Annotated in this window: 10 protein-coding genes; 7 read left to right on the forward strand and 3 right to left on the reverse strand. The window is 58.6% G+C overall.

The genetic code is table 11. The annotated features are described in order from the left end of the window. Nucleotides 1-139: 139 nt before the first annotated feature. The 3 genes from HNO86_RS24775 to HNO86_RS24785 form a co-directional block, all read right to left on the reverse strand. Nucleotides 140-703 (reverse strand): Bro-N domain-containing protein, encoded by a 564-nt coding sequence (locus tag HNO86_RS24775; RefSeq protein ID WP_175379577.1) that lies wholly within the window; start codon nt 701-703, stop codon nt 140-142. Between the two features lie 354 nt (nt 704-1,057). Beyond that, on the reverse strand, nt 1,058-2,305 hold the full coding sequence (locus HNO86_RS24780; RefSeq protein ID WP_175379554.1) for a ribonucleotide-diphosphate reductase subunit beta: 1,248 nt from the start codon (nt 2,303-2,305) through the stop codon (nt 1,058-1,060). Nucleotides 2,306-2,992: 687 nt separating this feature from the next. Next, a complete protein-coding gene (locus HNO86_RS24785) occupies nt 2,993-3,256 on the reverse strand; it encodes a DUF2790 domain-containing protein (protein ID WP_175379555.1) in 264 nt (87 codons plus the stop codon). Between the two features lie 507 nt (nt 3,257-3,763). Between HNO86_RS24785 and acs the strand changes: the two genes are divergently transcribed. The 7 genes from acs to argR all read left to right on the forward strand — a co-directional run bounded on the left by acs (nt 3,764) and on the right by argR (nt 11,755). Next, on the forward strand, nt 3,764-5,719 hold the full coding sequence (gene acs / locus HNO86_RS24790; protein ID WP_175379556.1) for an acetate--CoA ligase: 1,956 nt from the start codon (nt 3,764-3,766) through the stop codon (nt 5,717-5,719). A gap of 657 nt (nt 5,720-6,376) precedes the next feature. After that, complete coding sequence (locus HNO86_RS24795; RefSeq protein WP_175379557.1) at nt 6,377-7,153, forward strand: ABC transporter substrate-binding protein; 777 nt, start codon at nt 6,377-6,379, stop codon at nt 7,151-7,153. A gap of 91 nt (nt 7,154-7,244) precedes the next feature. Further along, entirely contained in the window at nt 7,245-7,934 is a 690-nt protein-coding gene (locus HNO86_RS24800) for an ABC transporter permease (RefSeq protein ID WP_175379558.1), read from the forward strand. Next, nucleotides 7,931-8,629, forward strand: a complete 699-nt coding sequence (locus HNO86_RS24805) for an ABC transporter permease (RefSeq protein WP_175379559.1) — start codon at nt 7,931-7,933, stop codon at nt 8,627-8,629. The genes HNO86_RS24800 and HNO86_RS24805 overlap by 4 nt, the downstream gene beginning before the upstream one ends. Nucleotide 8,630: 1 nt before the next feature. Further along, the gene (locus HNO86_RS24810) at nt 8,631-9,743 is read left to right on the forward strand and encodes a M14 family metallopeptidase (RefSeq protein WP_175379560.1); all 1,113 of its coding nucleotides are present in this window, start codon (nt 8,631-8,633) and stop codon (nt 9,741-9,743) included. Nucleotides 9,744-9,771: 28 nt separating this feature from the next. Further along, complete coding sequence (locus HNO86_RS24815) at nt 9,772-10,536, forward strand: ABC transporter ATP-binding protein (protein ID WP_175379561.1); 765 nt, start codon at nt 9,772-9,774, stop codon at nt 10,534-10,536. Nucleotides 10,537-10,774: 238 nt separating this feature from the next. After that, complete coding sequence (gene argR / locus HNO86_RS24820) at nt 10,775-11,755, forward strand: transcriptional regulator ArgR (protein WP_175379562.1); 981 nt, start codon at nt 10,775-10,777, stop codon at nt 11,753-11,755. Nucleotides 11,756-11,800 lie beyond the last annotated feature (45 nt).

Genomic DNA, 11,800 nt, shown 5'->3' on the forward strand with positions numbered 1-11,800 from the left:
AGGTCGGCTAAACCCGTTTGATCTCAGAAGTGCTAATCGGTTGCTGCTCATAAGATCGCCGAGGGTCGGACCCTCGGACGATACAGAGTGGTTTTCACAGAATTAGCGAGTTGGATTGGGATCGTCCCTATATTTACATTCAACCCATCAAATGATTCGACGACCGAAACACCTGAGCTACTTTCCGCCACCAAGGCTTAGCCACAGTTGCCTGTCGCTGCGTCTGATCGTTCAACCAATACGGCATGTCTCGCAACCTAATCCAGCCCTCATCCTGCCAATGCAACAGGGGCAGCGACATCTCCGGCCAACCCAACATACTTAACTTCGGTCGATCCGAGTCTTCCGAGGATTTTGCATCACGCAAGGCCGGCACCACCTGATGGGTCAACCACTCACGCAATAAGCGATTCCCCGGCACGTAGTGATAGACCAGCAACGCGTACACCCCAGACTCGCTAAGCATCAACTGATTTTCTGGCTTGCGAAAATACTCGATGCACAAAATACGACGCTGATCCTTATCCAGCTTGCTGACCATGCGATCACTCAGATGAACGCCCATCAACCGACCGATATCGCGGGCACAAAACCATGGTTGGTTTTCAAGAAGGAGGGCATGGAGGGGGAGGTTATGGCGGGTGAATACTGTCGAGCGGTATGGCTCAGGCAAGACCGAAGGTTGTGGTGTTTTTGCAGGCATATCCATTACCTCTACGTGCAAAGTTGAAAAGGGCCGGAACCCGACGTAGAGGATGTAAGAAATCCCAACAAACCATCCCTTCTACACATAGCGCATTCATGGCTGATACCAGCATGCGCTCGATGTGATGAAGTCAGTTTCTACGTTGGGCGTTTCTTAGGCACCTGCACAGAGATTAGAGCTACCTGAGTTGGCTCTCAATACGGACCGTGCTGGAGTTTCTGTAGGAGATTTGGCTAATGGCGCGTTTGTGGGTAGGAAATTTCTTACGCAATAAAAAAGCCCCGATCAGATCGGGGCTTTTGAAGGCTTGATTTGGCGATTTAAGTCGCCAAATCGCAGTGAACTCAGGAATCAATCCCAGCTCAACGCCCCACCAGTCTGATACTCAATCACCCTCGTCTCAAAGAAATTCTTCTCTTTCTTCAAGTCCATAATCTCGCTCATCCAAGGGAACGGGTTAGTAGTCCCTGGATACTCTTCCTTCAAACCAATCTGCGACAACCGACGGTTAGCGATGAACTTCAGGTAGTCCTCCATCATCGCCGCGTTCATGCCCAGCACACCGCGAGGCATGGTGTCACGCGCGTATTCGATCTCCAGCTGAGTACCCTGCAGAATCATCTGCGAGGCTTCTTCCTTCATTTCGGCATCCCACAGGTGCGGGTTTTCGATTTTGATCTGGTTGATCACGTCGATACCGAAGTTCAGGTGCATGGATTCGTCGCGCAGGATGTATTGGAACTGCTCGGCGACGCCGGTCATTTTGTTGCGGCGGCCCATGGAGAGGATTTGGGTGAAGCCGCAGTAGAAGAAGATGCCTTCCAGAACGCAGTAGTAGGCGATCAGGTTGCGCAGCAGCTCTTTGTCGGTTTCGACGGTGCCGGTGTTGAACTGCGGGTCGGAGATCGAGCGGGTGTACTTGAGGCCCCAGGTGGCTTTTTTCGCGACCGATGGGATCTCGTGGTACATGTTGAAGATCTCGCCTTCATCCATGGCCAGCGATTCGATGCAGTACTGGTAGGCGTGGGTGTGGATCGCCTCTTCGAACGCCTGGCGCAGGATGTACTGGCGGCATTCCGGGTTGGTGATCAGGCGGTACACGGCCAGGGCCAGGTTGTTGGCCACCAGGGAGTCGGCGGTGGAGAAGAAGCCGAGGTTGCGCATCACGATGCGGCGCTCGTCGTCGGTCAGGCCTTCCGGGTTTTTCCAGAGGGCGATGTCGGCGGTCATGTTGACTTCTTGCGGCATCCAGTGGTTTGCGCAGCCGTCCAGGTACTTCTGCCAGGCCCAGTCGTACTTGAAGGGTACGAGTTGGTTGAGGTCGGCGCGGCAGTTGATCATGCGCTTTTCGTCGACGGCAACACGGGCGGAGGCGCCTTCGAGTTCAGCGAGGCCTTCGGCGACGTCGAGGGAGTCCAGGGCGGCTTTGGCGCGGGCGACGGCGGCGGAGTCAGCGGCGGTCACGGCACGGGCTTCCAGGGCCGCGGCACCGCCAGCGCTGTCGAGACGGTCCATGGTGGCTTCGGCGGCTTGGCCTGCGTTGGTGCTCTTGGCCGCTACTTCCGTGTCTTCTTTGTCGAATTCGTCCCAGCTCAGCATGACGTGTCGTCTCCTGCGTGAGGGCCAGTTGCCCGTGTGAATTGGATGGTCTGTTTTTCACACGCCGTACTGGCCGCGTTGGATAGCGTTCTTTGTCGCGTTGTGCGCGAGCAAACAAACATGATTTCGTCCGGGTTCCGAGAGCCTCTGAGGGGCGCTGAAGTCGATGAAGGCTTCGGCGTGGGCTTCAGACTGGCTGCCGTCCCTGTAAGGGAATATTGCAGACCCGTATAGGGCGGCATTATAGGGAAATTTTTTCGGCCGTGGTGGGGCGAATCCGCGCATGGAGCGGCCGAGAGGGCAGGTTTTTCGGCCAGAGCGAGGGTTTATGGGGCTTTGCCGGGAGAAGAATTTTTTTCGGAAAAATCGCTTGACTCAGGTTTTGCTTAAAAAATGAGCAGAAAAAGCAGTTTTTTACTACATGTTGTGTTTTTTCTTGGCTTTTCACCGCTCCAGACACTACTGCGTTCGACTGAAAATGCGTGAATTCGACCCTCTTGAAGGCTACGCGCGACCCTGTAGCAGCTGGCGAAGCCTGCGTCCGGCTGCGAAGCAGTCGCAAAGTCGGCAAATGCGGTTTTCAGGTAGACCGCGTGCGCAGGTTTTGCGACTGCTGCGCAGCCGGACGCAGGCTTCGCCAGCTGCTGCATAAAAGCGGGTTTGGTGTGGGGGCAAAGTGCAGTTGGATCAGCCGCCGGAGCAGCCGTTACCCATGACGCTGTAACGCAGAATATGGCGTTGGCCCTTGGAGTCGTCATATTCCATTTTGGCCGGGATAACTTCACAAACATTGGGCACTTCGCTCATGGAGATAACTTTGGCGATGTCCAGGTTCATGGAGTAAGTGTATTGCTCGATGGCCGGTTGTTGCTGCGCGACATCAGTCTGGATCTCGTCTGCCATGGCGGTTGCGCACAGGCTTGAGAGGGCCAGAACCAATAAAGCTTTCATCTGATTTTTACCTTTTTGAGGGCGAAAGGGGTCACGCAACCTTTTTGGGGTTGCGTGTGTAACTGCACTACTTGGGTTTGGGTTAACTGCCTTCGTGGGGGCTGTAACGTGTTAACTCGGTTGCCGGGTTGGCGAGGTGAATTTTAGGGATGGGGGTGGGATTCATATAGGTGGGGTTTTGATAAACACCTTTGATGGATTTTGTAACAATCCTTCGCGGGGTGGGGTGTAGGAGCTGCCGGAGGCCGCGATCTTTTGATTTTGATTTGGGGGGTAGAGGGAAGAGCAAGATCAAAAGATCGCAGCCTTCGGCAGCTCCTACAGGTGGTGGAGGCTGGGGTGTATAGCCCATTTGGGGTACGACGCGGGGGCTCTGGTGTGGGAAGGTGGGGGCTATTCAGGACATTTTGTATGGGCTTGTTACTACCATCGTCGAATGGTTCTATAGGCCCCGCCCGGATAAAACGGGTGCCATACAAAAACAACTATTCCACCGAGGTAAGAAAGATGAGTGCGGCTTCTCTGTATCCCGTTCGTCCCGAGGTTCTGGCCAATACGCTGACTGACGAGGCGACCTACAAGGCCATGTACCAGCAGTCGGTCGTCAACCCGGACGGTTTCTGGCGCGAGCAAGCCAAGCGTCTCGACTGGATCAAGCCTTTCACCACGGTCAAGCAAACCTCTTTCGACGATCACCATGTCGATATCAAGTGGTTCGCCGATGGCACCCTGAACGTTTCCTACAACTGCCTGGACCGTCACCTGGCCGAGCGTGGCGATCAGGTCGCCATCATCTGGGAAGGCGATGACCCTTCCGAAAGCCGCAACATCACCTACCGCGAACTGCACGAACAAGTCTGCAAGTTCGCCAACGCCCTGCGTGGCCAGGACGTGCACCGCGGCGACGTGGTGACTATCTATATGCCGATGATCCCTGAAGCTGTGGTCGCCATGCTGGCCTGTACCCGGATCGGCGCGATTCACTCGGTAGTCTTCGGCGGCTTCTCGCCGGAAGCCCTGGCCGGTCGCATCATCGACTGCCGCTCGAAAGTGGTGATCACTGCCGACGAAGGCATTCGTGCCGGCAAGAAGATCTCGCTCAAGGCCAACGTCGACGACGCCCTGACCAACCCGGAAACCAACAGCATCCAGAAGGTCATCGTGTGCAAGCGCACCGGTGGCGACATCAAGTGGAACCAGCATCGCGACATCTGGTTCGAAGACCTGATGAAAGTGGCCGGCACCGTTTGCGCGCCGAAAGAGATGGGCGCCGAAGAAGCGCTGTTCATCCTCTACACCTCCGGTTCCACCGGCAAACCGAAGGGTGTGCAGCACACCACCGGCGGCTATCTGTTGTACGCGGCCATGACCCATGAGCGCGTGTTCGACTACCGTCCGGGCGAAATCTACTGGTGCACCGCTGACGTGGGTTGGGTCACCGGCCACAGCTACATCGTCTACGGCCCGCTGGCCAACGGCGCGACCACGCTGCTGTTCGAAGGCGTGCCGAACTATCCGGACATCACCCGGGTGGCGAAGATCGTCGACAAGCACAAGGTCAACATCCTCTACACCGCACCGACCGCGATCCGCGCGATGATGGCCGCCGGCACCGCCGCCGTCGAAGGCGCCGATGGCAGCAGCCTGCGTCTGCTGGGTTCGGTGGGCGAGCCGATCAACCCTGAGGCCTGGGACTGGTACTACAAGAACGTCGGCAAGTCCCGTTGCCCGATCGTCGATACCTGGTGGCAGACCGAAACCGGCGGCAACATGATGAGCCCGCTGCCGGGTGCCCATGCGATGAAGCCGGGTTCCGCGGCGCGTCCGTTCTTTGGCGTGGTGCCGGCGCTGGTGGACAACCTGGGCAACATCATCGAAGGCGAGGCCGAGGGCAACCTGGTGATTCTCGATTCGTGGCCAGGCCAGGCGCGTACCCTGTACGGCGATCACGATCGTTTCGTCGATACCTACTTCAAGACCTTCCGCGGCATGTACTTCACCGGTGACGGTGCCCGTCGTGATGCCGATGGTTACTACTGGATCACCGGGCGTGTGGACGACGTGCTGAACGTGTCCGGCCACCGTATGGGGACGGCCGAGATTGAATCGGCGATGGTCGCTCACCCGAAAGTCGCCGAGGCGGCGGTGGTGGGTGTACCGCATGACATCAAGGGGCAGGGGATTTATGTCTATGTGACCTTGAATGCCGGTGAAGATCCGAGCGAGCAGCTGCGCCTGGAGCTGAAGAACTGGGTGCGCAAGGAGATCGGGCCGATCGCTTCGCCGGATGTGATCCAGTGGGCACCGGGACTGCCGAAGACCCGTTCGGGCAAGATCATGCGCCGGATTCTGCGCAAGATTGCGACGGCGGAGTATGAGGGGTTGGGGGATATCTCGACCCTGGCGGATCCGGGTGTGGTGCAGCATTTGATTGATACGCACCGGACTATGAATGTTGCTTAAGTAGGGTTTGGTGTTATTGAAGCCCCGCCCGGCTTGGTGCCTGGTGGGGCTTTTTTGTGGGCAAATCTAAATCCCGTCAGTGAAGGCGCCGCAGGGATCCGGTTTCGCCTTAACTGATCGGCACGAGGGCAAGCCCCGTCGCTACAGGTATGGGCGCCACATAACCAACAGCCAATAATTATCGAGAGCCTTGTGGGACCTTTCCTACTGTTACCCGTGATTTTTCGTTTTATTGAATGTGTAACCGCTCCACACCCGCCCGGGGCATAGGGAAACGCGATAAGGCACCAGTGGGCCACAAAAGCGCCCCAAAAAAATAACACCCCACGCCAAGCTTGCCGGATTAGAAGGGTTTGCCAATAATAGGCCCGCTATTTGCTACATAGATCGGTTTACCCTCTTTTGCCTTTGCATGATTTTGCAGGGCTGTCAACGCGCTCAAGCGGCTTTCTCGATGCTTCTGTAACTAGTTGTCGCATTGAAGAAATATCGGCCTCGGGCCTGTCGTTAGAATGCCGATCACTCGCTCGTCGTTGTCTGTGTTTAAAAAACGCACAGGCTTCCCAGGACGGAGCAACCAATTTCCGGTTCCACTCATTCGCATATTGGGCTCTCGCTCACTCTGCCGTTTTAGCCCATTACCGATGGAGTCCCAAGATGAAGAAACTCGTGCTGCTTGGCGCCCTGGCACTGTCCGTGCTGTCGCTGCCAACCTTCGCTGATGAAAAACCTCTGAAAATCGGTATCGAAGCGGCCTACCCTCCATTCGCCTCCAAGGCACCGGACGGCAGCATCGTCGGTTTCGACTACGACATCGGCAACGCCCTGTGCGAAGAGATGAAGGTCAAGTGCGTGTGGGTCGAGCAAGAGTTCGACGGCCTGATCCCGGCACTGAAGGTGCGCAAGATCGACGCGATCCTGTCGTCCATGTCGATCACTGAAGATCGCAAGAAGTCCGTGGACTTCACCAACAAGTACTACAACACCCCGGCCCGCCTGGTCATGAAGCAGGGCACTCAGGTCAGCGAAGGCCTGACTGAGCTCAAGGGCAAGAACATCGGCGTGCAGCGTGGTTCGATCCACGAGCGTTTCGCCCGCGAAGTCCTGGCTCCACTGGGCGCCGAGATCAAGCCATACGGCTCGCAGAACGAAATTTACCTGGACGTGGCCGCTGGCCGCCTCGATGGCACCGTGGCAGACGCTACGCTGCTGGAAGACGGCTTCCTGAAAACCGACGCCGGCAAAGGCTTCGCGTTCGTGGGCCCGGCCTTCACCGACGTCAAATACTTCGGCGACGGCGTAGGTATCGCCGTGCGTAAAGGCGACAAGGCCGAGCTGGACAAGCTCAACGCTGCCATCGCGGCCATCCGCGAAAACGGCAAGTACAAGCAAATCCAGGACAAGTACTTCGCCTTCGATATCTACGGCAAGTAACACGCTCCGGCGACAAGTCCGAAATGGCGCAAGCAGCAGGATCACTGAGGTTTGCGCCATTTTTTCATCCCAACTTTCGAGGACCTGAATCATGTTGAAAGGCTACGGGGCTGTCATCCTCGATGGCGTTTGGCTGACGCTTCAGCTCGCCTTGTCGTCCATGGCCCTGGCCATCGTGCTGGGCCTGATCGGCGTGGCACTGCGTCTGTCGCCGGTTCGCTGGCTGGCCTGGCTGGGCGATCTGTATTCCACCGTGATTCGCGGTATTCCCGACCTGGTGCTGATCCTGCTGATCTTCTACGGCGGTCAGGACCTGCTCAACCGTGTCGCGCCGATGCTCGGCTATGACGAATACATCGACTTGAACCCGCTGGCCGCCGGCATCGGCACCCTGGGCTTCATCTTCGGTGCGTACCTGTCGGAAACCTTCCGCGGCGCGTTCATGGCGATTCCCAAGGGCCAGGCCGAAGCGGGCATGGCGTACGGCATGAGCCGGTTCCAGGTGTTCTTCCGGGTAATGGTTCCGCAGATGATCCGTCTGGCGATCCCGGGTTTCACCAACAACTGGCTGGTACTGACCAAGGCCACCGCGCTGATTTCGGTGGTGGGTCTGCAAGACATGATGTTCAAGGCCAAGCAGGCGGCCGACGCCACCCGCGAGCCATTCACCTTCTTCCTCGCAGTGGCGGCGCTGTACCTGGTGATCACCAGTGTTTCGTTGCTGGCATTGCGTCAACTCGAGAAGCGCTACTCGGTAGGCGTAAGGGCGGCTGAGCTATGATCTTCGACTACAACGTCATCTGGGAGGCCTTGCCGCTGTACCTCGGCGGCCTGGTCACCACCCTCAAACTGCTCGCGCTGTCGCTGTTCTTCGGCCTGCTGTGTGCGTTGCCGCTGGGCTTGATGCGCGTCTCGAAAAACGCTGTGGTCAACATGACCGCGTGGGTATACACCTACGTGATCCGCGGCACGCCGATGCTGGTGCAGCTGTTCTTGATCTACTACGGTCTGGCGCAATTCGAAACCGTACGCGAAAGCTTCCTCTGGCCGTGGCTGTCCAGCGCGACCTTCTGCGCGTGCCTGGCCTTTGCGATCAACACCAGCGCCTACACCGCCGAAATCATCGCCGGCAGCCTGCGTGCCACGCCCAACGGCGAGATCGAAGCGGCCAAGGCCATGGGTATGTCGCGCTTCAAGATGTACAAGCGCATCCTGCTGCCGTCGGCCCTGCGTCGGGCGCTGCCGCAGTACAGCAACGAAGTGATCATGATGCTGCAGACCACCAGTCTTGCGTCCATCGTGACCCTGATCGACATCACCGGCGCCGCGCGCACGGTCAACGCCCAGTTCTACCTGCCGTTCGAGGCGTACATCACCGCCGGCGTGTTCTACCTGTGCCTGACCTTCATTCTGGTGAAGCTGTTCAAGCTGGCCGAGCGCCGCTGGCTGGGCTACCTGGCCCCGCGGAAGCACTGATATGGAACGTATCGATCACGCATTGCCGTGGAGCCATCTGGGCAGCGAACGCCATATTTCGGTGTTCCGCTTTGGTAGTGGCGAGCGCAAGGCCTATATCCAGGCCAGCCTGCACGCCGATGAACTGCCGGGCATGCGCACCGCCTGGGCGCTGAAACAGCGTCTGGCCGAACTCGAAGCCCAGGGCTTGCTCAACGGCGTGATTGAACTGGTGCCGGTGGCCAATCCACTGGGGCTGGGTCAATTGCTGCAGGGCAATCATCAAGGGCGTTTCGAGGCGGGCAGCGGCAAGAACTTCAACCGTGATTTCGTTGAACTGAGCGCCCCGGTGGCCGCGCAGCTCGACGGGCATCTGGGTGACGATCCGCACGCCAACATCCGCTTGATCCGCCAGGCCATGAGCGAGCATCTGGCTGCACTGCCACCGGCCAGCAGTCAGCTGCAGGGCATGCAGCGCATCCTGCTGAGCCACGCCTGCACCGCCGACGTGGTGCTCGACCTGCATTGCGATGCCGAAGCGGCGCTGCACATGTACGCGCTGCCGCAGCACTGGCCGCAGTGGCGTTCGCTGGCTGCGCACCTGGACGTGAAAGTGGGCTTGCTGGCGGAAGATTCCGGCGGCAGCTCCTTCGACGAAGCCTGCTCGCTGCCGTGGCTGCGCCTGTCGCGTCTGTTCCCGGATGCGCAGATTCCACTGGCGTGTCTGGCCACCACCCTTGAGTTGGGCGGTCAGGCCGATACCGGTCGTAACGAGACCGAAGCTTATGCCGAAGGCATCCTGGCGTTCCTGGCCGAGCAAGGATTGATCAGCGGCGAGTGGCCAAAACCTGCGCAAGAAGCTTGCGAAGGCATGCCGTTCGAAGGCACCGAATTGCTGTTCGCGCCGCACCCGGGCGTGATCAGTTACCTGCGTCAGCCCGGCGAGTGGATCGAGGCAGGCGATGAGATTTTTGAAGTGATCGATCCGCTGGCGGATCGGGTCAGCACGGTGTGTGCTGGTACGTCCGGGGTGCTGTTTGCCATTGAACGGCTGCGTTACGCCCAACCCGGTTTCTGGCTGGCCAAGGTGGCGGGGCGCGAAGCGCTGCGTCACGGGCGCTTGCTCAACGACTGACTGACTGCTTTTTGTGAGAACCGACCGCATGTACAAACTTGAAGTCCAAGACCTGCATAAACGCTATGGCAGTCACGAAGTGCTCAAGGGCGTGTCCCTGAAAGCGGCAGCTGGCGATGTGATCAGCATCATCGGCTCCAGTGGCTCCGGCAAAAGTACCTTCCTGCGCTGCATCAACCTGCTGGAGCAGCCGCACGCGGGCAAGATCCTGCTCAACAACGAAGAGCTGAAACTGGTGGCGAACAAGGACGGCGGGCTCAAGGCCGCCGACCCGAAACAGCTGCAACGCATGCGTTCGCGCCTGTCGATGGTGTTCCAGCATTTCAATCTGTGGTCGCACATGACCGCGATGGAAAACATCATGGAAGCGCCGGTTCACGTGCTGGGCGTGTCCAAGGCTGAAGCCCGCGAGAAGGCTGAGCTGTACCTGAACAAGGTCGGTGTGGCCCATCGCAAGGACGCTTACCCTGGGCACATGTCCGGTGGTGAGCAGCAGCGCGTGGCGATTGCCCGTGCCCTGGCCATGGAGCCGGAGGTGATGCTGTTCGACGAACCGACCTCGGCGCTGGACCCGGAGCTGGTGGGCGACGTGCTCAAAGTGATGCAGGCCCTGGCTCAGGAAGGCCGGACCATGGTGGTGGTGACCCACGAAATGGGCTTCGCCCGTGAAGTGTCGAACCAGCTGGTGTTCCTGCACAAAGGCGTGGTCGAAGAAAGCGGCAACCCGCGCGAAGTGCTGGTCAACCCGCAATCGGAGCGTCTGCAGCAATTCCTTTCGGGTAGCCTCAAGTAATCAGGGCTGCTTTGTGCACCCAGATGGTGCATGCTTCGCGATCTCAAGGCCGGCCCCCTGTAGGAGCTGCCGAAGGCTGCGATCTTTTGATCTTGCTTGTAAAAGTCAAAAGATCGCAGCCTCGTTTCACTCGACAGCTCCTACAGTAGATCTGCGCCAGTTTTGAGATTTGCGTTCATTTACGGGCTAGCATTGGCCCATCGCCTTCACCACTGTTCATCGTTTCGGATTGCCCGCCATGACTGCCCATCGAATTGGTTTCCTGATTTGGCCCAGCACTAAAGCCCTGACGCTTGCGCTGGCTGAGGAGGCCTTGCGTGTTGCCCAGCGTGTGCATCCGGAAGTGGTTTACGAACTGTCCTTCCTGCAAGCCGAGGCTCCGGTCGACGGCGCCTGGCAACTGCCGGGCGAGGCCTGGACCGGCAAGCTCGAGAATTTCCAGAAACTGTTCCTGCTCGCCGACGAGCCGCCGACCACCATGACGCCGGCGCTCAGCAGTGCGCTCAAGCAACTGGTGCGTGCCGGTTGTGTGATCGGCGGGTTGTCTGCCGGCGTCTATCCGCTGGCACAACTGGGCTTGCTCGACGGTTATCGCGCCGCGGTGCATTGGCGCTGGCAGGACGATTTCGCCGAGCGTTTTCCCAAGGTCATCGCCACCAGCCATCTGTTCGACTGGGACCGCGATCGCCTGACCGCTTGTGGCGGCATGTCGGTGCTGGATCTGCTGCTGGCGGTATTGGCCCGCGATCACGGCGCGGAACTGGCCGGTGCGGTGTCGGAAGAATTGGTGGTCGAGCGTATTCGTGAAGGTGGCGAGCGTCAGCGCATTCCGTTGCAGAATCGCCTGGGCTCCAGTCATCCGAAGCTGACTCAAGCCGTGCTGTTGATGGAGGCCAACATCGAAGAGCCGCTGACCACCGACGAAATCGCCCAGCATGTGTGCGTGTCCCGTCGCCAGTTGGAGCGGATCTTCAAGCAATACCTCAATCGTGTGCCGAGCCAGTACTACCTGGAGTTGCGCCTGAACAAGGCCCGGCAGATGCTGATGCAGACCAGCAAGTCGATCATCCAGATCGGCCTGTCTTGTGGCTTCTCTTCGGGGCCGCACTTCTCCAGCGCCTACCGCAACTTCTTCGGCGCCACGCCGCGGGAAGATCGCAACCAGCGGCGTAGCAGCAGCCCGTTCGAATTGTCTTCGGTGCCGTCCGAACGCGGTTGATTGCAATGAAAAAGGCCATGGAATCGCTTCCATGGCCTTGTACGT

This window comes from Pseudomonas sp. C1C7 (assembly GCF_013359595.1).
Taxonomy (GTDB): Bacteria; Pseudomonadota; Gammaproteobacteria; order Pseudomonadales; family Pseudomonadaceae; genus Aquipseudomonas.

Bases quoted from the DNA above. Each gene is read 5' to 3' on its own strand.
- HNO86_RS24775 (WP_175379577.1), bottom strand. From the start codon at position 703: ATGCCTGCAAAAACACCACAACCTTCGGTCTTGCCTGAGCCATACCGC.
- HNO86_RS24780 (WP_175379554.1), bottom strand. From the start codon at position 2,305: ATGCTGAGCTGGGACGAATTCGACAAAGAAGACACGGAAGTAGCGGCC.
- HNO86_RS24785 (WP_175379555.1), bottom strand. From the start codon at position 3,256: ATGAAAGCTTTATTGGTTCTGGCCCTCTCAAGCCTGTGCGCAACCGCC.
- acs (WP_175379556.1), top strand. From the start codon at position 3,764: ATGAGTGCGGCTTCTCTGTATCCCGTTCGTCCCGAGGTTCTGGCCAAT.
- HNO86_RS24795 (WP_175379557.1), top strand. From the start codon at position 6,377: ATGAAGAAACTCGTGCTGCTTGGCGCCCTGGCACTGTCCGTGCTGTCG.
- HNO86_RS24800 (WP_175379558.1), top strand. From the start codon at position 7,245: ATGTTGAAAGGCTACGGGGCTGTCATCCTCGATGGCGTTTGGCTGACG.
- HNO86_RS24805 (WP_175379559.1), top strand. From the start codon at position 7,931: ATGATCTTCGACTACAACGTCATCTGGGAGGCCTTGCCGCTGTACCTC.
- HNO86_RS24810 (WP_175379560.1), top strand. From the start codon at position 8,631: ATGGAACGTATCGATCACGCATTGCCGTGGAGCCATCTGGGCAGCGAA.
- HNO86_RS24815 (WP_175379561.1), top strand. From the start codon at position 9,772: ATGTACAAACTTGAAGTCCAAGACCTGCATAAACGCTATGGCAGTCAC.
- argR (WP_175379562.1), top strand. From the start codon at position 10,775: ATGACTGCCCATCGAATTGGTTTCCTGATTTGGCCCAGCACTAAAGCC.